This is a genomic window from Amycolatopsis balhimycina FH 1894, from assembly GCF_000384295.1.
GTDB classification, from domain to species: domain Bacteria; phylum Actinomycetota; class Actinomycetes; order Mycobacteriales; family Pseudonocardiaceae; genus Amycolatopsis; species Amycolatopsis balhimycina.
This window is the reverse complement of record NZ_KB913037.1, coordinates 8,658,252-8,677,695: the sequence shown is the minus strand read 5'-3', so window position 1 is coordinate 8,677,695 and position 19,444 is coordinate 8,658,252. Positions and strand designations below refer to the sequence as shown.

The 19,444-nt window shown below is 69.8% G+C and carries 22 protein-coding genes; 12 read left to right on the top strand and 10 right to left on the bottom strand.

From position 1 onward, the window contains the following. Nucleotides 1-157: 157 nt before the first annotated feature. On the bottom strand, nucleotides 158-1,588 hold the full coding sequence (locus A3CE_RS0139880; protein WP_020645700.1) for a ricin-type beta-trefoil lectin domain protein: 1,431 nt from the start codon (nucleotides 1,586-1,588) through the stop codon (nucleotides 158-160). Between the two features lie 275 nt (nucleotides 1,589-1,863). Here A3CE_RS0139880 and A3CE_RS0139875 point away from each other — a divergent pair, with 275 nt between their 5' ends. Genes A3CE_RS0139875 through A3CE_RS0139865 form a run of 3 tightly spaced genes read left to right on the top strand, consistent with a single transcriptional unit; the run spans nucleotide 1,864 to nucleotide 3,870 of the window. After that, complete coding sequence (locus A3CE_RS0139875) at nucleotides 1,864-2,493, top strand: hypothetical protein (RefSeq protein ID WP_020645699.1); 630 nt, start codon at nucleotides 1,864-1,866, stop codon at nucleotides 2,491-2,493. 49 nt (nucleotides 2,494-2,542) lie between these two features. After that, the gene (locus A3CE_RS0139870) at nucleotides 2,543-3,058 is read left to right on the top strand and encodes a DUF3291 domain-containing protein (protein ID WP_020645698.1); all 516 of its coding nucleotides are present in this window, start codon (nucleotides 2,543-2,545) and stop codon (nucleotides 3,056-3,058) included. Nucleotides 3,059-3,096: 38 nt separating this feature from the next. Further along, nucleotides 3,097-3,870, top strand: a complete 774-nt coding sequence (locus A3CE_RS0139865; RefSeq protein WP_020645697.1) for an enoyl-CoA hydratase family protein — start codon at nucleotides 3,097-3,099, stop codon at nucleotides 3,868-3,870. On the opposite strand, the gene A3CE_RS56920 is transcribed toward A3CE_RS0139865, so the two are convergent. The 4 genes from A3CE_RS56920 to A3CE_RS0139845 form a co-directional block, all read right to left on the bottom strand. After that, nucleotides 3,867-4,010: a hypothetical protein gene (locus A3CE_RS56920; RefSeq protein WP_020645696.1), complete on the bottom strand. Its 144-nt coding sequence runs from the start codon at nucleotides 4,008-4,010 to the stop codon at nucleotides 3,867-3,869. The two genes, A3CE_RS0139865 and A3CE_RS56920, sit on opposite strands and share 4 nt — an antisense overlap. A gap of 96 nt (nucleotides 4,011-4,106) precedes the next feature. After that, the gene (locus tag A3CE_RS0139855; RefSeq protein ID WP_020645695.1) at nucleotides 4,107-4,478 is read right to left on the bottom strand and encodes a barstar family protein; all 372 of its coding nucleotides are present in this window, start codon (nucleotides 4,476-4,478) and stop codon (nucleotides 4,107-4,109) included. Continuing rightward, nucleotides 4,475-4,930, bottom strand: a complete 456-nt coding sequence (locus A3CE_RS0139850) for a guanyl-specific ribonuclease (RefSeq protein ID WP_020645694.1) — start codon at nucleotides 4,928-4,930, stop codon at nucleotides 4,475-4,477. The genes A3CE_RS0139855 and A3CE_RS0139850 overlap by 4 nt, the downstream gene beginning before the upstream one ends. Before the next feature lie 11 nt (nucleotides 4,931-4,941). After that, nucleotides 4,942-5,145, bottom strand: coding sequence for a hypothetical protein (locus tag A3CE_RS0139845; protein WP_020645693.1), 204 nt, complete (start codon nucleotides 5,143-5,145; stop codon nucleotides 4,942-4,944). A gap of 59 nt (nucleotides 5,146-5,204) precedes the next feature. Here A3CE_RS0139845 and A3CE_RS0139840 point away from each other — a divergent pair, with 59 nt between their 5' ends. The 4 genes from A3CE_RS0139840 to A3CE_RS0139825 all read left to right on the top strand — a co-directional run bounded on the left by A3CE_RS0139840 (nucleotide 5,205) and on the right by A3CE_RS0139825 (nucleotide 10,086). Further along, nucleotides 5,205-6,170, top strand: coding sequence for a quinone oxidoreductase family protein (locus tag A3CE_RS0139840; protein WP_020645692.1), 966 nt, complete (start codon nucleotides 5,205-5,207; stop codon nucleotides 6,168-6,170). A gap of 147 nt (nucleotides 6,171-6,317) precedes the next feature. Continuing rightward, nucleotides 6,318-7,397, top strand: coding sequence for an alpha/beta hydrolase (locus tag A3CE_RS0139835; RefSeq protein WP_020645691.1), 1,080 nt, complete (start codon nucleotides 6,318-6,320; stop codon nucleotides 7,395-7,397). 91 nt (nucleotides 7,398-7,488) lie between these two features. Then, nucleotides 7,489-8,937: an amino acid permease gene (locus A3CE_RS0139830; protein ID WP_020645690.1), complete on the top strand. Its 1,449-nt coding sequence runs from the start codon at nucleotides 7,489-7,491 to the stop codon at nucleotides 8,935-8,937. Between the two features lie 39 nt (nucleotides 8,938-8,976). Next, nucleotides 8,977-10,086 carry an IS630 family transposase gene (locus A3CE_RS0139825; RefSeq protein ID WP_020644002.1) on the top strand — a complete coding sequence of 370 codons (1,110 nt, stop codon included), beginning with the start codon at nucleotides 8,977-8,979 and terminating at the stop codon, nucleotides 10,084-10,086. On the opposite strand, the gene A3CE_RS0139820 is transcribed toward A3CE_RS0139825, so the two are convergent. Continuing rightward, nucleotides 10,083-11,132, bottom strand: a complete 1,050-nt coding sequence (locus A3CE_RS0139820; protein WP_020645688.1) for an NAD(P)H-dependent flavin oxidoreductase — start codon at nucleotides 11,130-11,132, stop codon at nucleotides 10,083-10,085. The genes A3CE_RS0139825 and A3CE_RS0139820 overlap by 4 nt on opposite strands. A 132-nt stretch (nucleotides 11,133-11,264) precedes the next feature. Here A3CE_RS0139820 and A3CE_RS0139815 point away from each other — a divergent pair, with 132 nt between their 5' ends. The 3 genes from A3CE_RS0139815 (at nucleotide 11,265) to A3CE_RS0139805 (ending at nucleotide 14,215) form a co-directional block, all read left to right on the top strand. Continuing rightward, nucleotides 11,265-13,025: a family 20 glycosylhydrolase gene (locus A3CE_RS0139815; RefSeq protein WP_020645687.1), complete on the top strand. Its 1,761-nt coding sequence runs from the start codon at nucleotides 11,265-11,267 to the stop codon at nucleotides 13,023-13,025. Between the two features lie 102 nt (nucleotides 13,026-13,127). Further along, a complete protein-coding gene (locus A3CE_RS0139810; RefSeq protein ID WP_020645686.1) occupies nucleotides 13,128-13,574 on the top strand; it encodes a pyridoxamine 5'-phosphate oxidase family protein in 447 nt (148 codons plus the stop codon). A 26-nt stretch (nucleotides 13,575-13,600) separates the two neighbouring features. Beyond that, nucleotides 13,601-14,215 (top strand): PH domain-containing protein, encoded by a 615-nt coding sequence (locus A3CE_RS0139805; RefSeq protein WP_020645685.1) that lies wholly within the window; start codon nucleotides 13,601-13,603, stop codon nucleotides 14,213-14,215. Here A3CE_RS0139805 and A3CE_RS0139800 read toward each other — a convergent pair. Both A3CE_RS0139800 and lepA read right to left on the bottom strand, forming a co-directional pair. Further along, nucleotides 14,195-14,764 (bottom strand): Uma2 family endonuclease, encoded by a 570-nt coding sequence (locus A3CE_RS0139800; protein WP_020645684.1) that lies wholly within the window; start codon nucleotides 14,762-14,764, stop codon nucleotides 14,195-14,197. The genes A3CE_RS0139805 and A3CE_RS0139800 overlap by 21 nt on opposite strands. A 169-nt stretch (nucleotides 14,765-14,933) precedes the next feature. Beyond that, a complete protein-coding gene (lepA, locus tag A3CE_RS0139795) occupies nucleotides 14,934-16,784 on the bottom strand; it encodes a translation elongation factor 4 (RefSeq protein ID WP_020645683.1) in 1,851 nt (616 codons plus the stop codon). 115 nt (nucleotides 16,785-16,899) lie between these two features. Here lepA and A3CE_RS0139790 point away from each other — a divergent pair, with 115 nt between their 5' ends. After that, nucleotides 16,900-17,520: a class I SAM-dependent methyltransferase gene (locus tag A3CE_RS0139790; RefSeq protein WP_020645682.1), complete on the top strand. Its 621-nt coding sequence runs from the start codon at nucleotides 16,900-16,902 to the stop codon at nucleotides 17,518-17,520. Here A3CE_RS0139790 and A3CE_RS0139785 read toward each other — a convergent pair. Both A3CE_RS0139785 and A3CE_RS0139780 read right to left on the bottom strand, forming a co-directional pair. After that, complete coding sequence (locus A3CE_RS0139785) at nucleotides 17,517-17,891, bottom strand: VOC family protein (protein ID WP_020645681.1); 375 nt, start codon at nucleotides 17,889-17,891, stop codon at nucleotides 17,517-17,519. The two genes, A3CE_RS0139790 and A3CE_RS0139785, sit on opposite strands and share 4 nt — an antisense overlap. A 23-nt stretch (nucleotides 17,892-17,914) precedes the next feature. Continuing rightward, nucleotides 17,915-18,778 carry a DMT family transporter gene (locus A3CE_RS0139780; protein ID WP_020645680.1) on the bottom strand — a complete coding sequence of 288 codons (864 nt, stop codon included), beginning with the start codon at nucleotides 18,776-18,778 and terminating at the stop codon, nucleotides 17,915-17,917. A gap of 275 nt (nucleotides 18,779-19,053) precedes the next feature. Here A3CE_RS0139780 and rpsT point away from each other — a divergent pair, with 275 nt between their 5' ends. Next, nucleotides 19,054-19,314: a 30S ribosomal protein S20 gene (gene rpsT, locus A3CE_RS0139775; protein WP_013228460.1), complete on the top strand. Its 261-nt coding sequence runs from the start codon at nucleotides 19,054-19,056 to the stop codon at nucleotides 19,312-19,314. The last annotated feature ends 130 nt before the right edge of the window (nucleotides 19,315-19,444 follow it).

Here is a 19,444-nt window from a genome sequence, read left to right as displayed (position 1 = left end):
CTGGCGAGGCTCGCTAGCCCCGACCAAAGGTCGTGAATGACTCATTCAGGACCTCCGAAGACCTGAATGAGTCATTCACGACGCTCGCCCTCGCCGCCGCGCTGTCAACGAACCTCGGACGCGCAACACTGGCCCGGCCCGAACACGCCCGGCGGATTCAGCCGGCGGCGACTATCCGCCACCGCTGGTTGGCGCTGCTGCTGTCGGCGTACTGGCCCAGATCGGCACCACTGCTCGTGCGGCCCATGCTGTCCAGGTACTCGCCGGTGGCGCCGTTCCTGATGCGCACGTTGTCGGCGTCGGTCACCACCGACCACTGCTGGTTGGCGCTGCCGCTCGCGGCGTACTGGCCCACTGCCGCGCCGTTCGACGTGCGGCCCACGCCGTCCAGGTAGAGCCCGGTGGCGCGGTTCTTGATGCGCACCCGGTTCCCGGAGTTCTCGATGACCCACTGCTGCTCGGAGCGGCCGGCGTCGCCACCGGACTGGCCGGCGTTGGCGCCGCTGGTGGTGCGGCCGAGCCCGTCGACGTACAGGCCGGTGGCGGCGTTGACGATCCGGACGTAGGTACCGCCGCCGTCGCCGATCCCCCACGCGTACCGCAGCCGCGTCAGCCCGCTGGCGTTCGACAGCGTCAGCTTGGTTCCGGAGCCGGTTCCGGTCTTGGTGGTCAGGCTGTACCAGTCGCCGTCGCGCAGGCCCGGCCAGTAGACGCTCCCGACGCCGAGGCTCCGCATCTTCGCGCTCACGCCCCGGATGTAGTCGGCGAAGAACGACCCGCTCGGGATGCTGTAGTCGATCGTGTCGTAGTGGACGCCGTTCTTGCTGCCGGGCGACATCGGACCGCCCCACTCGGTGACGACCGTGCGGTCCGCGTACGCGCCGATGTAGCCGCCGAGGTGGTTCGCCCACTCGGTTTCACTCTCGTAGCCCGCGAAGAACGAGTAGTCGTGGGCCGCCAGCAGCGTCCCGTCGAGCCGGTGGTCGCCGCCGACCGCGGGCACGTTCTGCGCGTCGCCGGTGCCGTCGAGGATCACCCGGCTTCGCGGCACGCTGGGATAACGGGCCAGCCAAGCGTCGTAGAAGTTGTTCAGGTCACCGGCACTGTAGCTGTAGGGCTCGTTGATGACTTCGAACAAGGCGTTGGGGTTGCCGCCGTACTTGCCGACGACCTTGTCCCACATCTGCTGGAACCCGGCCGTGCTCGCGGGCTTGCCGCCGCTGTAGGCCCAGTACGCCAGGATCACCTTGCCCTTGGCGAGCGCGGTGTCGATCGCCCCGGTGTAGGTGCCCCAGTAGTTCGCGACCGTCGGCTCGTTGATCGGCATCCGGACCGTGTTGGCTCCCGAGATCGAGTACAGCTGCCCGACCACCTGGTCGGCCGTCGCGGCGGCCGAGGAGTACGTGTCCGAGGAGGTCAGCCCGGACACGTACAGCACGCCGTTGACGAAGTTGTCCCTCTGGTCGGCCCAGTTGACGCCCCGCAACCCGGCGGTGGACGCCTGGGCCTGCGGCGGGACGGCGGCCAGCAGCCCACCGGCGAGCACGAACAGCATGAGCAGCCTGAACACCTTCGACAGCGATCTCATCGGCGCCTCCTTGCGACCGGGAGTCTTCTGAATGACACAGGTAACAGACCGCGCGGGAGCTGCCCAGGGTTTCGAAGCGAAGCGGTCAGAAACGCTCTGAAACGACGATCGGCGGCGCCACCACCGCCGAAAGGTGAGATCCATTCACATTTATCGTCACCCTGCGCGCATGGGAACAGTGAATCCTTGACGCGCTAGTTAACTTGCCGGTAACTATCTAATCGCTGCGCAGCTTTCTCCCTCCCCCTCGTGAAATCGCAGGTAGGTGGACTCAGATGAAAGCTCTTCACCTTTCCCGGCTGGCCGCGCTGACCGCGGCCGCGGCTCTCCCGATCGCCCTCGCCGCCCCGGCGTCGGCGGCCACCGCCGTCACGTTCGACTGCCAGGCCAACGCCCCGATCGTCGGGCCCCAGAAGGTGTCCCTCAACCAGGACACCGCCGTCACCGCGCCCGCCACGGTCGCGCCCGGCGCCGCGTTCGACGTCGTCATCGACCCGGCGCCGAACACCGTGCCGGCCGAAGTGAGCGGGAACAAAGTCAAGAACATCAACACTTTCGCGCTGAAGATCCCGATCCCGGCCAACTCCAGCTACGTCGGCGCGGACCTCGCGGGCGGCTCCGGCCTCGGCTCGACCCCGCCGGCCCTCTCGGTCGCGAACGGCGTCGCGACGCTGAGCTTCCCCGGCCCGATCGCCGGCGGCTCGACGTTCGAACTGCCCACCGTGACCGCGCACCTGACCGCGGGCAGCTCCGGCACGATCCAGACGAAGCTGGCCGGCACCAGCTACAGCGACCCCGGCCTGACGTTCAAGGCGGTGGCGAGCACCATCATCGGCGACCTCACCGCGCCGACGGCCTGCTTCCCCAACCCCAGCCCGGTCTTCACCACGACGACGATCGGCTGACCACGGAAAGGCCACCCTGCGGACGCCGTCGCGCCCGTAGGGTGGCCGCATGGGGAACTTCGAACTGGCCCAGGTCAACATCAGCCGGATGAAGGCACCGCTCGACGACCCGTCCTTCCGCGACTTCGTCGACGCCTTGGAGCCGGTCAACGCCATCGCCGACCACGCGCCGGGGTTCGTGTGGCGGCTGCAGACCGAGGACGGCGACGCGACGTCGATCCGCGCCTTCGAGTGGGACGCGCGTGGCACGTCCGGAATCCTGGTCAACATGTCCGTCTGGACGTCGGTGGAAGCGCTGGCGGACTTCGTGTTTTCCGGCGAGCACCTGGCGATCCTCAGGCGCCGCCGCGAGTGGTTCCACCGCGTCCAGGACGTGATGACCGCGCTGTGGTGGGTGCCCGCCGGCTACCGGCCGACGACCGCGGACGCCGAGGAGAAGATCAAGCACCTGCGCGTCTACGGGCCGACGCCCGGGGCGTTCACGCTGAAGCAGCACTTCCCGGCCCCGTCCTCGGCCGTCGTCGAGGCCCGCGAGGGTGATCCGGGTTGGCTGTGCCCCGCGTAACAGCGGCCCCGCGCGGCGAGTGTGCGAGGGTGTCGGGCATGGCTGACGAACTGGTGCACTACGACGTGGTGGGCGGCACCGCCACGATCACCCTGGACTCCCCGCACAACCGCAACGCGCTGTCGGCGCGGCTGCGCCACGAGCTGTCTTCCGCGTTGGCCGCCGCGGCCGCCGACGACGCCGTGCGCGTGATCGTGCTGACCCACACGGGCCCGGTGTTCTGCGCGGGGATGGACCTCAAGGAGGCCCGCGGCGCCGGCGCGGGCGACCAGGGCGTGAACGAGTTCCCTCGCATTCTCGAGCAACTGTGGACCAGCCCGAAGCCGGTGGTGGCGCGCCTGGCCGGCCCGGCGCGCGCCGGCGGCATCGGCATGGTGGCGGCGTGCGACATCGCCGTGGCGGTACCGGAAGCGACGTTCGCCTTTTCCGAAGTCCGCATCGGCGTGGTCCCGGCGATCATCTCCCTGACGGTCCTGCCCCGCCTCGATCCCCGCGCGGCACACGAACTGTTCCTGACGGGCGACACGTTCGACGCCCGCCGCGCGGTCAAGATCGGCCTGCTGAACTCGGCGGTCCCGGCGGACGAGCTCGACGCCGAAGTGGCGCGGTTCGTGAAGGCGCTGGCGGCGGGCGGCCCGAAGGCACTGGCCGAGACGAAGGCGCTGCTGAGCCGCCCCCGCCCGGCCACGCCTTCGGAAGGGTTCGAAGAGATGCTCGCGCTGTCGGCGAAGTTCTTCGCGAGCGAGGAAGGCCAGGAGGGCATCCTGGCCTTCGCCCAGAAGCGCAAGCCGAACTGGGTCCCGCAGGACTAGACCAGGATGCGGGCCTGCTTGCGCGGAACCAGGGCAAGCAGGCCGTCACCCCCACCACAAACCGCGGCCGAGATCGCCGCGCCCATCGACGGCCCCGCGACACCCACCCCGATCCCCGTCACCGCCACGCCGCCGCGCACGCCACTAGCGCCGCGAACCCGCCGTCATGATCCGTGGCGTGCAGACGCTCGAAAGCGCGCCGGTGATCCGCACGGTCAAGCGCGCGGGGACGCCGCTCAGGCGTCCGGCAGCACGACCGTGAGCCGCCAGGAACCGGTTCCGGTCCCGGTGCCGGGCCCGAGCGCGCGCTGCGCGTCCGAGAGCACGCTGCGGATCGCCAGGTACGTCTTGGGTTCGGCCTTGCGCAGCGCGTCCGAGCCCGGCCAGATCAGCACGTGCTCCCCCGGCGGCAGCCACGACAGGTCGGTCAGGCAGTCGTAGAGCGCGTCGAGGTTGTGCCCGAAGTAGTCCGGAAAGGACAGTGCGACGGCGAAGGCGCTGAGCGTGCTGGCCTTGTCGACGGTCGGCCGCGAGTTCACCAGATGCGGGTACGCGCCCCTCGCGAAAGCTTCTTCCGCGGCGGCCTTCGCCTGCTCCGAGGCGCTCATCGGGCCGCGTCCACGACGACGAACGACGCGTAGTGGTCGCCGGTGTAGTACAGCTCGTGCGCCTGTCCGGTGATCAGCCGCCGCGCGCCGCGGTCGGCGCTGCCCGGCGTCTTCACCGTGTACTCGTGGTAGTAGCCGGACTTCTTGGCGGGCAAGCGTTTCTCGCGGTTTTCGAACACGACGTCGTCGTTGCGCGGGAACGGGTACGGCCCGCCCTTTTCGACGAGCTTCCACGTGTCCGCGGCCTGCGGCGGCAGCGCGGAAAGCGCCTTCACCGGCAGCCCCGAGTCCGCGCCCGGCACGGCGGCGCCGCCATGCGCGGGAACACTGGCCGAGGTGCTCGGCGCGGGCGACGACGAGCCGTCGCTGAGGACGTCCTTGACCAGCCAGCCCCCCAGCACCAGCACGAGGAGCCCGATCAGCGCGGCGGTGATCCGCCTTCGGTTGAACATGGTGCGCGAGCCTATGCCGACCCGTCGGAGGAGTCGTCGTCACGTCCCGGGGCCAGCCGGCGGGCGAACAGCCCGACCAGCTTGTCGAGCACCCACGCGGCGGCCAGGCACAGCGGCACGACGACCACCATGACCAGCACGAACTGGACCGGGAACCAGGCCTGGGCAAGCCACAGCTCGACCCCGTCCCACCAGTCGGCAAGCCCGTTGAACACGGTGTGAGCCTACGCGCGCCCTGCTGCCGCCGCGTGCCAGGGGCGGTACGTTGCAGGACATGTTCGCCGTGTACGCGCAGGAACCCAACGCCGACAGCCCCCTGGACGCGCTCGTCGTGGGCGAGCGCCCCGAGCCCGAAGTGCCCGGCGGCTGGGTCCGCGTGCACGTCAAGGCGGCCAGCCTCAACATGCACGACCTGTGGACGCTGCGCGGCGTCGGGATCAAGCCGGACCAGTTCCCGATGATCCTCGGCTGCGACGGCGCCGGCACCCTCGACGACGGCTCCGAGGTCGTGATCCACTCCGTGATCAACGCGCCGGGCTGGCAGGGCGACGACACGCTCGACCCGAAGCGCACGCTGCTCACCGAGAAGCACCAGGGCACCTTCGCCGACCAGGTCGTCGTCCCGGCCCGCAACGTCGTCCCGAAGCCCGCGGCGCTCAGCTTCGCCGAAGCGGCCACGATGGGCACGGCGTGGCTGACCGCGTACCGGATGCTCTTCGTGAAGTCCGGCCTGCGGCCAGGCCAGACGATGCTCGTGCAGGGCGCCTCCGGCGGCGTCTCGACGGCACTGGTGCAGCTCGGCCGCGCCGCCGGGTTCCGGGTCTGGGTGACCGGCCGCACCGAGGAGAAGCGCGCCCTCGCCACCGGCCTCGGCGCGCACCAGGCGTTCGAGCCGGGCGCGCGGCTGCCCGAGCGCGTCGACGCCGTGTTCGAGACCGTCGGCAAGGCGACCTGGTCGCATTCGGTCAAATCGCTCAAGCCGGGCGGGATCATCGTGGTCTCGGGCTCGACCAGCGGCCCGGACGCGAACGCGGAGCTGCAGCGCGTCTTCTTCCTCCAGCTGCGCGTCACGGGCTCGACCATGGGCACCCGTGACGAGCTCGCGGACCTGCTCGCCTACCTCGACCTGACCGGCGTCCGACCCCAAATCGGCGCGGAACTTACATTTTCCGAGGCACCCCAGGGGTTCCGGGCAATGCTCGACGGGGAAACCGCCGGCAAGATCGTCTTCACCCGCTAGACCGCCGCCGAGCTGGGCGGATGCGCCATCCGCCCGGCCCGGAAACCATTCCGACATCTCGTGAATCTTTGACGTCTTCAGTTCGAGACCGGGTCGTTAGCGCCGAAATTCCACCAAAACTCCACCCCGGCCAGCTAATCTGTAGTCATGACCGCGACGCAGCGGCCCGCTCCGGCTGTACCGGACGGCCGGCTCAGTGACCCGGACCCCGTCCGGGTCTCCTTCCGGCGCTACGCCGGCGTCCGCACCCGCGTGCTCGAAGTCGGCGCCCCCGAACCGGAGCAACCCGCCGCGCGCCGCTCGCTGCGTCGCAAGGCCGCCGTACCGCACGTCCGGCCCAGCGCACCCAGGCTGGTGCTCCTGCACGGCTACTGCGACAGCGCCGACACCTGGCGCCCCGCCCTGGAACAGCTCGCGGCCGCCGGGATTCCGGCGGTCGCGGTCGATCTGCCGGGGTTCGGCGACGCCCAGCCGCTCCGGCCCGGCCCGATGCTGCCACAGCTCGACGCGTTCACCACCGCCGTCGTCCGCGAACAGGCGGTCCTCGGCTCGGTCGTGCTGGCCGGCAACTCCCTCGGCGGCACCATGAGCCTGCGCGCGGCCCAGACTGCAGTGGATTCCTTCTCGGCGGAGAAGAGTGCCTCGAAGGGCCGGCTCCCGATCTCGGGAGTCGTCTCCATCGCCGCGCCCGGGTTCGTCGACTCGTGGCTGATCCGCACGGTGGCGCGGTACCCGCTGCCACTGCGGCTGTACTCGTCGCTGCCGGTGCCGGTCCCGGGCTTCGTGGTGCGCAAGGTCGCCGAGCAGGTCGTCCCCCGGCTGCTCTACGCCGACTCGGGCACCGCCGACGCGGCCCAGGTGCAGCGCTTCACGGCGCTCTTCCCGGACTACCGCGCGACCAAGAGCCGCCTGGAGCAGGCCCGGCAGCTCGTCGCGGAACTCGCCGACGCCTACCGCCTCGACTCGGTGAAGGTCCCGCTGCTGGTCGTCGCGTGCGGCAAGGACAAGCTCGTCACCGCCGCGTCCGGGCGCCAGCTGCACACGCTGGTGCCGCACAGCAGGCTGCTGGTCCGCGAGGACTGGGGGCACTGCCCGCAGCTGGACGCCCCGGTGGAGATCTCGGAGCTGCTCACCTACTTCGCCGCGAGCGCGGTCCGGACCACCCAGGCCAAGCGAGCCGCCGCGACGGCGTCGGAGGCGGTGAGCGAGGACACCGCGGCGGGCTGACGCGCTCACGCTGTCTTCACGCGCGGTTGGCGGTAGGTTCCGGCCTTGGGTCCGTGATCCGGGCTCTCCACCGACCGTTCGGGAGGCGATGATGTCCGCTCCAGAAGGCCTGGGCTCGAGTTCAGGTATCTTCCGGCGCAAGCCGATCGACCAGATCCAGGACACGAGCGAAAGCGGTGGCCTGAACCGCACCCTCGGGCTGTGGCAGCTGACCGCCATCGGCATCGGCGGCATCATCGGCGCCGGGATCTTCGCCCTCGCCGGCAGCGTCGCGCACGGCGACGACGCGGCGGGCATCCCCGGCGTCGGCCCGGCCGTGCTGATCTCGTTCCTCATCGCCGGGGTCGCCAGCGCCGCGGCCGCGTTCTCCTACGCCGAGTTCGCCGGCCTGATCCCGAAAGCGGGCTCGGCCTACACCTACGGGTACGCGGTGCTGGGCGAGATCGTCGGCTGGTTCATCGGGTGGGACCTGCTGCTGGAGTACACCGCGATCGTGGCGGTGGTGGCCATCGGGATCTCCGGCTACTTCAGCTTCCTGCTCGGCCAGCTCGGCCTGGACCTGCCCGCCTGGATGCTCGGGGCGCCCGGCACCGGGCCGGGCCACAAGGTCGACCTGTTCGCCGCGCTGCTGTGCCTGCTGATCGCGTACCTGCTCAACCGCGGCATCCGCAGCGCCGCCCGGTTCGAGACGGCGATGGTCGGCATCAAGGTCCTCATCGTGCTGGTGGTCATCCTCGTCGGCTTCTTCTACGTCAAGACCGGCAACTACACGCCGTTCGCCCCGGCCGGGTTCGGCGGCGCGGTGACCGGCGCCGCCACCGTGTTCTTCGCCGTCTTCGGGTACGACGCGATGTCGACGGCGGCCGAGGAGTCGAAGGACGCGCAGCGGCACATGCCGAAGGCGATCCTCTACTCGCTGGCCATTTCCATGGTGCTGTACGTGCTGGCCTGCCTGGTCCTGACCGGCATGCAGAAGTACACCGAGATCGACCCGAAGAGCGGCTTCTCGACGGCGTTCAAGTCGGTCGGCCTCTCCGGCCTCGCCACGGTGATCGCGATCGGCGCGATCATCGGCATCCTCACCGTGCTGTTCACGTTCCTGATGGGCGCCACCCGCGTCGGCTACTCGATGAGCCGCGACGGCCTGCTGCCGCCGTGGCTGGGCAAGACGAACCCGAAGCGGCAGGTGCCGAGCCGGATGACGTGGATCCTCGGCGGCGCGTCGGCGGTCATCGCCGGGGTCCTGCCGATCGGCGAGGCCGCGGAGCTGACCAACATCGGCATCCTGCTCGCGTTCGTCGTGGTCTGCGTCGCGGTGATCGTGCTGCGCTACAAGCAGCCCGATCTGCCCCGGACGTTCAAGACGCCGGGCATGCCGGTGGTGCCCGCCGTCGGCATCGTGTTCTCACTCTGGCTGATCACGTTCCTGCAGCCGGCCACCTGGATCCGGTTCGGCGTCTGGTTCCTGATCGGCCTGGGCGTCTACTTCCTCTACAGCCGGCGGCACTCGGTGCTGAACCGCACCGCTTCGGGCAGCTAGCTAGTGGTGTGTCGGTGATTTGTCGCGGTAGGGTTGGTTATGGCGATCATTACAGCCGCGCCACTGTCGATGTCGGACACCCAGCGGACTGAGCTGACGAAGATGGCGTCTTCGTCGGTCCTGCCCTATCGGCAGGTGATACAGGCCAAAGCGTTGCTGTGGGCCGGTGATGGAGTCGCGAACGAGGAGATCGCGCGGCGCTGCGAGGTCGACTCCGACACCGTGCGGCGCTGGCGGAAACGGTTCACTGAGAACGGCACCGACGGAGTCGGGGTAATCGCGAAAGGCCGAGGCCGCAAACCCTCGCTCCCACCCGGCACCGTGGCCGAAGTGCTGCGCCTGACCTTTCACGAACGCCCCGAAGACGGATCGACACACTGGAGCACCCGCACCCTGGCCGCACGGATGGGGATCGGCAAGGACACCGTGGCGAAGATCTGGGCCGACCACAACCTCAAGCCGTGGAAGGTCGACACCTTCAAGATCAGCAACGACCCGCAGTTCGAGGAGAAACTCCTCGACGTCGTCGGGCTCTACCTCAACCCGCCGGCCAGGGCGGTGGTGTTCAGCTACGACGAGAAAACCCAATGCCAGGCACTCGACCGCACCCAGCCGTCGCTGCCGATGACACCCGGACGGGCCGGGACCATGACGCATGACTACAAACGTCATGGCACCATCGACCTGTTCGCGGCGATGAACATCGCCACCGGCGAAGTCGTCACCGACCTGCACAAAGGCCACGCCGGCGCCGATGTCCTGCGGTTTTTCAAGCAGATCGACAAAACCGTTCCCCGCGGGCTCGGTGTCCACGTGGTCCTGGACAACCTCTCCGCCCACTCCACCCCGGCCATCATGAAGTGGCTGGGACACCGCGACCGTCGCCGCTGGCATCTTCACTTCACTCCGACGTCGAGTTCCTGGCTCAACATCGTCGAGCGCTGGTTCAAAGAACTCACCGACAAACGCCTCCGCCGAGGCGTGTTCACCAGCGTCGCCGACCTCACCACCGCGATCACCACCTGGGCCGAACACTGGAACAAGGACCCGAAGCCCTTCATCTGGAAAGCCACCGCCGAACAGATCATCACGAAGGTCCAACGCGGACGAGACACCCTCAACCAGATCAAAACACAGACAGACCACTAGCGGATCCGGTCGAGGCGCGCGGCGGCAGCGCGCGCCTCGACCTTCAGCCGCTCGATGATCACGGCGGCCGAGGCGTCGTACGCGAGCGGGTAGGTCTGGCCCGCCCACAGCGAGATCCCTTCCGGGTCCCCGGCCTTCGCCGACGCCTTGCGCACCGGCCCGGCGAGGTTGTTGAGCTGCGGGTACGCCGCGGGCGCGCCCTCGGACAGCGCGTCCATGAACTTGTTGACCAGGCCGCGCGCCGGCCGTCCGCTGAAGGCCCGGGTGAACGCGGTCTCGCGCTCGGCGAGGGCGAGAGCCTTGCGGTGCGCCTCCGACGTCCCGGCTTCGTCCGCGCGAAGGAAGACCGTGCCCAGCTGGGCGGCCACGGCGCCGGCGGCGAGCACGGCCGCGACGTCGGCACCGTGCACCAGCCCGCCGGCGGCTATCAGCGGCAGGTCGACGCGGGCGGCGACGAGCCGCAGAAGTGCGAGAACGCCGTACTCGGCGCCGCCGCCGGGCAGGCTTGCGTCGTCGGTGAACAGGCTCCGGTGCCCACCCGCTTCGAAGCCCTGCAGGACGAGCGCGTCGGCGCCGAGGTCCGCGGCCCGCCGCGCGGCCTCGGGCGTGGTCACGGTGACGACCACCTTGATGCCCGCTTCTTTCAGGCGGAGCACCTGCGACGGCGACGGCGGGCCGAAGGTGAACGACACCACCGGGACGCGCTTCTCGAGCACGACGTCCAGCTTCGCCGGGTACGCGTCGTCGTCCCACCTCGGTTCGCCGAGCTCGACGTCGTACTCGCGGGCGAACGCCTCGAGCCGCTCGCGGTGCGCGCCGATGTCGGCGCCGGTGTCCGGCTGCGGGACGAAGAGGTTGACGCCGAACGGCTTCGCGGTGAGTTCGGCGGCGCGGTCGATCTGCGCGGTCAGCGCCGCGGACGTGAGCATGCCGGCGGAGAGGAAGCCGAAACCACCGGCCTCGGTCACCGCGGCGACCAGCTCCGGAGTGGTGGGACCGCCCGCCATCGGCGCGGCGACGACGGGGAACGTCAGCTCGTCGAACATGCCACCGAGCGTAGTCCGGGCTCGCCGGTCGCGCGGACCACCCGACTTGGTCTAGACCATCGCGGGTGGAAATGCGACGATCCGGGCAGGTGCGACGGCGAGGTCGCGCCCTTCCCGCCAGGAGGTCCCCCGGTGAAGCCTTCCTTCGCACGGCGACTCGGCCGCGCGCTCGCCGCGCTGGCCCTGATCGGCGCCGGCACCACCACCGCCCAGGCCGCCGCGGCCACGTCCGCGCTGCAGTCGATCGTCCCCGTGCCGGTCTCGGTGACGCCGTCGGCCGGGGTCGTTTTCCCGCTGGTTTCGACGACGAAGATCGTCACCGAAGCGGGTTCGGCGCCGGCCAGGCAGGTCGGCGACTACCTCGCGGGAGTGCTGCGCCCGTCGACCGGCTACGCGCTGCCGGTGTCCGACGCCCCGGCGGCCGTGCCGTCCGGCAGCATCGCGCTGCTGCTGAGCGGCGCGCCGGCGTCCGTCGGCACGCAGGGCTACCAGCTGGTGTCGACGGCGTCATCGGTCACGGTGCGCGCGACGACCGCCGACGGGCTGTTCGCGGGCGTCCAGACACTGCGGCAGCTGCTGCCGGGCCGGATCGAAAGCTCGTCGGCGCAGACCGGGCCGTGGAGCATCCCGGGCGCGACGATCGTGGACTACCCGAGGTTCGCCTACCGCGGCGCGATGCTCGACGTCGCTCGGCACTTCCACCCGGTGCCGACGGTCAAGCGGTACCTCGACCAGCTGGCCCAGTACAAGATCAACAACCTGCACCTGCACCTGGCGGACGACCAGGGCTGGCGTATCCAGATCGACAGCTGGCCCCGCCTCGCGACGTACGGCGGCAGCACGCAGGTCGGCGGCGGCGCGGGCGGCTACTACACGAAGGCGCAGTACACGGACCTCGTGAACTACGCGGCGTCGCGCCACATCACGATCATCCCGGAGATCGACATGCCGGGGCACGTGAACGCGGCGCTGGCGTCGTACGCGGAGCTGAACTGCAACGGCGTGGCGCCGGCGCTGCGGACGGACACGGCGGTCGGGTACAGCTCACTGTGCATCTCGAAGGACGTCACGTACACGTTCGTCGCGGACGTGCTGCGCGAGCTGGCGGCCCTGACACCGGGCCCGTCCTTGCACATCGGCGGCGACGAGGCATCGGCGACTTCCCAGGCGGACTACCTGAAGTTCATGAACAAGGTGCTGCCCCTGGTGGCGGCGACGGGGAAGTCGGCGGTGGGCTGGCACGACATCGCGAAGGCGTCTCTGCCGGCGTCGGCAACGCCGCAGTTCTGGGGAACTTCCACGTCGGACGCGGGCGTGTCGACGGCGGTTTCCCGCGGCAGCAAGGTGATCCTGTCCCCGGCGAACAAGGCGTACCTGGACATGAAGTACACCAGCTCGACCCCGATCGGCCTGTCGTGGGCGGGCTACATCGAGGTCCAGGACGCGTACGGCTGGAACCCGGGATCGTACCTGTCGGGCGTGGGCGAGAGCGCGGTCCGCGGAGTGGAATCACCGCTGTGGACGGAAACGGTGGTGACACCGTCGGATATCGACTACCTGGCCTTCCCCCGCTTGGCGGCGCACGCGGAGCTGGGCTGGTCCCCGTGGCCGACCCACGACTGGACGGCGTTCCGGACGCGTCTCGGAGCCCAGGCCCCGCGCTGGGTGGCGCAGGGGATCACCTTCTACCGCTCGTCGCAGGTTCCGTGGGACACGGGCGGAACGAGCCCGGGCACGTGCACGACCCCGGAGTGGAGCGCTTCGCAGGTGTACACGGGCGGAAACGTGGTGTCGCACAACGGCCACAATTGGACGGCGCAGTGGTGGACCCAGGGAGAGGAGCCGGGAACGACGGGCCAGTGGGGAGTCTGGACCGACAACGGCGCTTGCTGAGCGACTGAGCGGCGGGCCCTGCCGCTCGGCGCGGACCGTTAAGAGCGCATTTCGCTCGGTGAAATCCGGACATCCGGCTCGCCGGGCGGTTAGGTTGAAGCCATGAGCGCTGATCTGGAGCAGGTTCGGACGCTGTCGCTGCAGGAGCACGGCCTCGCCACCGTCGCCACGACGCGCGCGGACGGCACCGTGCACGCCTCCGTCGTGAACGCCGGCGTCTTCGGCGATCCGGTGACCGGTGCACCCGGCGTCGCCTACGTGGCCGTCGGCAAGGCGCACAAGCTCGCGCTGCTGCGACGGGCCGGGCACGCCACCATGACCTTCCGCCGCGGCTGGAACTGGCTCTCCGTCACCGGCCCCACGCACCTCATCGGCCCCGACGATCCCGACCCCGCGTTCGACCCCGCCGGCTTGCCGCAGCTGCTGCGCGACGTCTTCATCGCCGCCACCGGGACCCACGACGACTGGGCCGAGTACGACCGCGTGATGGCCGAAGAGCGGCGGGTTGCGGTGTTCATCCGGGCAGACCGGATAATCGGCAACCCCTGACCCGCCCGGCCCCAGGAGTCGTCCCGTTGTCCGAGTCCCCACTCCGCGTCACCACGCCGGTCAAGGTCCTGATCGGCGTCCTTGTCGTCGCCGACGTCGCGTTCGGGGCGGCGCTCGCCCTCGGCCTGCTGCGCGGCCTGTCCCCGTGGCTGATCGGCGGGGCCTACGCGGCGACTGTGCTCATCGCGGTCGTGGCCTTCCGGGTGTCCCGCGCCCGCGAGCTGAAGCGAGGTTTCGAGGGCCTCCGCGATCTCACCGTCGGCGACGAGGGCATCCGCCTGCCCGCAGGCACGCTCAGCACGCGCCTGGTCCCGTGGCCGGAGATCGCGGACGTCACCGTCCGCCGTTCGGCCCGCTTCGGCGACGGCTACCTGCGCGACGCTCTCTGGGTCGACCTGGTCACCGGCGGAGGCGTCGAGAGTTCGGTGCAGCGGTACGCGCCGCGCGGGAAACTCCAGCCGGCGCCATCCCAGCGGAGGCAGTTCGAGCAGACCGCGATCCTTGCCCCGGCGTTGTTCGACGCGGTGGTGGAACGGCTCAGGAAGGAGCTGCGGCACCGGCAGCTGCACACCCAGCTCCGCGGCACACCCCGCGTCCGGCGCGCCGACCGGTGGCACGGTTCAGCCGAGACGCCCCAGTAGGTCCCGCGGGACGATCCGCACCGGGAAGGGCAGCTCCGCGTCGAAGACCTCGTCGCCCGCCGCCTTGGCCACCTGCTGGTAGTGACCCTCCTCGTCCAGCTCGAACACCGTCAGGGCGGGGTCGGCCGGGTCGATCACCCAGTAGCTGCCGGTCCCGAGCCGCTCGTAGACCGCCTTCTTGAGGTTCAGGTCGTACATCGCCGTGCTCGGCGACAGCACTTCGACGGCCAGCACCGGCGGCGCCGGGAGATCCTTGTCCGTGAAGTCCTCGTCCAAGCCGACCAGGACGTCCGGCTGCAGCTCGATCTTGTCACCCGAGTGCACCGCGAACGGTGCGACGAGTACGTCGCACTCGGCCGGGCATGCGTCCTCGAGGACTCTCGCGAGCCTTATCACGATCTTCTGATGTCTTCTTCCCGGCGCGGGGCTCACGATGAGCAGCCCGTCGATGAGTTCGTAGCGTCGGCCATCATCCGGCATCCCCTCGAGGTCCTGCACCGTCAGGGGGCCCGAATCGGCAGGATGCTCGATGTCAGCCATGACCGTCATGGTGCTCTCCTTTCGCTCTTCGCACCAGAGCGAACCAGAGACCACCGACAGAAACCGCATCGAACACGGGTTCGGCGCCCATATTCACACCGAGGAGTGAATATGGGCGCCACTGTCACACCAATGAAACTGTCACACCAATGAAACAGTCACATCAACGGAACTGTTGCTACTTCTTGTTCTTGCCGGAGTCCTCAGTGGACAGTGCGGCGACGAAGGCCTCCTGCGGCACCTCGACCCGGCCCACGGTCTTCATCCGCTTCTTGCCTTCCTTCTGCTTCTCCAGCAGCTTGCGCTTACGCGAGATGTCACCGCCGTAACACTTGGCGAGAACGTCCTTGCGGATCGCGCGAATCGTTTCGCGGGCGATGATCCGGGCACCGATGGCGGCCTGGATGGGCACCTCGAAGTTCTGCCGCGGGATCAGCTCGCGGAGCCGGTTCACCATCCGGTTGCCGTAGTTGTAGGCGTCGTCCTTGTGCACGATCGCGGAGAACGCGTCCACGGCCTCGCCCTGCAGCAGGATGTCCACCTTGACCAGGTCCGCCGCCTGCGTACCGGCCTCTTCGTAGTCCAGGGACGCATACCCCCGCGTACGCGACTTCAGCGTGTCGAAGAAGTCGAAGATGATCTCGCCCAGCGGCATGTTGTACCGCAGCTCGACCCGGTCCTCGGACAGGTAATCCATGCCGAGCAGCTGGCCGCGCTTGTTCTGGCACAGCTCCATGATCGTGCCGATGAATTCCGACGGCGCCAGGATGCTGACCTTGCTGACCGGCTCGAGCACCTTGTCGATCTTGCTCCCGGTCGGCCAGTCCGACGGGTTGGTGACGTGGATTTCCTTGCCGTCGTCCAGCACCACGTCGTAGACCACGTTCGGTGCGGTGGAGATCAGGTCGAGGCCGAACTCGCGCTCGAGCCGGTCGCGCGTGATCTCCAGGTGCAGCAGGCCGAGGAAGCCGCAGCGGAAGCCGAAGCCCAGCGCCACCGACGTCTCCGGCTCGTAGTCGAGCGCGGCGTCGTTCAGCTGGAGCTTGTCCAGCGCCTCGCGCAGCTCGGGGTAGTCGGAACCGTCCACCGGGTACAGACCGGAGTAGACCATCGGCTTCGGCTCGCGGTAGCCCGCCAGCGCTTCCTTCGCGCCGTGGCGCTCGGACGTCACGGTGTCGCCGACCTTGGACTGGCGGACGTCCTTCACGCCGGTGATCAGGTAGCCGACCTCGCCGACGCCCAGGCCCTTGCTGGGCTTGGGCTCCGGCGAGATGATGCCGACTTCCAGCAGCTCGTGGGTGGCGCCGGTGGACATCATCTTGATGCGCTCGCGCGGGGTGATCTTGCCGTCGACCACCCGGATGTAGGTGACGACGCCGCGGTAGGTGTCGTACACCGAGTCGAAGATCATCGCGCGGGCGGGCGCGTCCGCGTCGCCCTGCGGCGCCGGGACCGACTTCACGACCTCGTCGAGCAGCGCGCCGACGCCCATGCCGGTCTTGGCCGAGACCCGCAGGACGTCGTCCGGCTCGCAGCCGATGATGTGGGCCAGCTCACCCGCGTACTTGTCGGGGTCGGCCGAGGGCAGGTCGATCTTGTTGAGCACCGGGATGATCTGGAGGTTGTTCTCCAGCGCGAGGTAGAGGTTGGCCAGCGTCTGGGCCTCGATCCCCTGCGCCGCGTCGACCAGCAGGACGGCGCCTTCGCACGCCTCCAGGGCCCGGGAAACCTCATAGGTGAAGTCGACGTGGCCGGGGGTGTCGATCATGTGCAGGACGTGGTCCTGCCCCTCGACCTTCCAGGGGAGCCGGACGTTCTGGGCCTTGATCGTGATCCCGCGCTCGCGCTCGATGTCCATCCGGTCGAGGTACTGCGCGCGCATGGCCCGCTCTTCCACGACGCCGGTGAGCTGCAGCATGCGATCGGCCAGGGTGGACTTGCCGTGGTCGATGTGCGCGATGATGCAGAAGTTCCGGATGAGCTCCGGAGGCGTGAAGGTCGTGTCGGCGAACTTGTTGAGCGCTGTCACTCGAATGAGTCCTCGGAAAGTCGGGGATGGCCACCTCTATCGTCCCATGGCCCTCCGGGTGCGGGTGGGGGTCATCCCCGATGCGGGGTTTCGCGATCCGTGGTGCCCTCGAAGTATGAGTACTCCGCACCAGCCGGCACCCCCTCCCCAGCCGGAGACCAGCGGCTTTGCCCGCGTCCTCGACCGGACGTTCGGTCACCCCTCCGGCGCGCTCGGCCGCCTCGGCGGCTGGGTCATGGCCCGCGGCAACGCCGCCACCGAACACCGCGTCGTCGACCTGGCGAAGATCGAGCCGGACGAGACCGTCCTGGTCGTCGGGCCCGGCCCCGGCGTCGGGCTGGACGCCGCCGCTCGCCTGGCCGGGCGCACCGTCGGCGTCGACCCCTCCCCCGAGATGCTCGCGCTGTGCCACGAGCGCTGCGGCGACCGGGCCGAGCTGCGCGAGGGTTCGGCCGCCCGCACCGGCGAGCCGGACGGGTCGGCCGACGTCGTCCTGACCGTCAACAACGTCATGCTCTGGGACGACCGCGCGGCGGGCTTCGCCGAGCTGTTCCGGGTGCTGCGCCCCGGCGGGCGGCTGCTGCTGTCCGCGCACGAGAAGTGGCTGCCCGTGAGCAGGCACGTGCTGGCCGACGAGGCCGCCGCGGCGGGGTTCACCGACCTGCAGACGTGGACCTGGGAGCCGCCGGGCTTCACCGCGCTGGCCGCGCAGCTGCGCGCCGTCAAACCGGCCTAACGGGTGTCCGTGCGGATCGGGTGGCCCTCGGGCACCTCGACCAGCACGATGCGCGTGCCGTCCGGATCGGCGATCCAGGCCTCGTCGAGGCCCCAGGGCTCGCGCCGGGCGTCCCGCACGGGCTCCAGGCCCTTCGCCTCGAGGTCGGCCAGGGTGCCGGCCAGGTCGCGGACCTGCAGCCAGAGCACCAGGTCGGGCGACGCGCCCGCCTCCCCCCGGCCGGAGACCTCCAGGGACCCGTGGCCAAGGAAGAACACGGTGCCGCCGGGGAACTCCCGCTCCACGGCCAGGCCGAGAAGCTCGCGGTAGAACGCCGTGGACGCCGCTGCGTCGCGCGGGCGGATCAGCAGCCGGCTCTTCAGGATCTCCATCCGCCCATCCCTACCGGACGGGCTCAGGCCGCCGCAATCGCGACGATCCCGGACAGCACGATCACCGCCCCGGCCAGGCGTCGGACGGCGTCCCGCTCGCCCAGCACCAGCCACGCGGCGAGGCCACCCAGCACGATGCTCAGCTCCCGGGCGGGCGCGACCAGGCTGACCGGCGCCATCGTGAGGGCGAACAGCACGAGGATGTAGGCGAGCGGCGACAGCAGCGCGACGAGCAGCACTTCGCGGCGCTGCTCCCGCCAGATCCGGGCCACCTCGGCGCGGCCGGCCAGCGCACCCGGCACGAGCATGACGCTCTGCAGGACCGAACCGAGGCCGAAGTAGACGACCGGCGGCACGCCGACGCCGGTCACCGAGTGCGCGTCCCAGAGCGTGTAGCCGGCGATGACGGCGCCGGTCAGGAGGCCGTAGAAGACACCGGCTTTGACCGCGTGCGTCCCGCTTCCGGTGCGACCGGTGCTGATGACGAGCACCCCGGCGATCACCAGGAACGCGCCGAGCAGGCCCAGCCACCCGGGCCGCTCGCCGAGCACGAACACGGCGGCCAGCACCGACAGCAGCGGACCGGTGCCCCGCGCGACCGGGTAGACGACCGAGAGATCGCCGGCCCGGTACCCCCGCTGGAGCACGATGCCGTAAGCGACGTGCAGCACCGACGTGCCCGCGGCGGCGAGCAGCCAGCTCCACTGTGGACGCTGCGGCCCGACGGCCAGCAGCACGACCGTCACGGGCAGCAGCACGACGGCGGAAACCGTGTAGTAGAGCCAGACGAACTGGGTGCCGCCGGAGGAGATCCGTTTCGCGGCCAGGTTCCACACCGCGTGCACGACGGCGGCGACGAGGACGAGGGACAGGGCAGTGGCGTTCATGGGACCCCTTACGGGGTTTCCGCGCGTACGGAAGCCCGGCCCGCCGGGCTTTCCCCCGTCAGCTGCACGACCGGCCGTCCGGCTCGCCGGTCCTGGTGTGTCGTGCGACCGACGGTACCCCTGGTGATCGGATCCCGGCGCGGGCCGCCGTGAGCTGGGCTGTTAGAGTGGTCGCTCGTTGCCGTGCGGCATTCCGTCATGGAGGAAACCCGCTCCTCGAGCAGGGCCACATCAGCGCGGCGGCGAATCTCACCGAGTGAAACAGGAGTTGCCCTATGGCCAACATCAAGTCGCAGATCAAGCGCATCACGACGAATGAGAAGGCGCGTCAGCGCAACCAGGCGATCCGGTCCTCGGTGAAGACCGCGATCCGCAAGGTCCGCGAAGCCGCCGAGGCCGGCGACAAGGCCAAGGCCGTCGAGCTGCAGCGCGACGCCGCCCAGAAGCTGGACAAGGCCGTCTCGAAGGGCGTCATCCACGCCAACCAGGCCGCCAACAAGAAGTCGGCGCTGGCGAAGCGCGTCAACGCGCTCTGAGCTGCGTGATTTCTGGAAAGCCCCGGCTCCGGCCGGGGCTTTCTTCATGCCTTGGGGGCGCTGGGCGGAGATGCTTCATGCCTTGGGGGCGCTGGGCGGAGATGCCGCGCCCGCAGGGACGAGACATCGG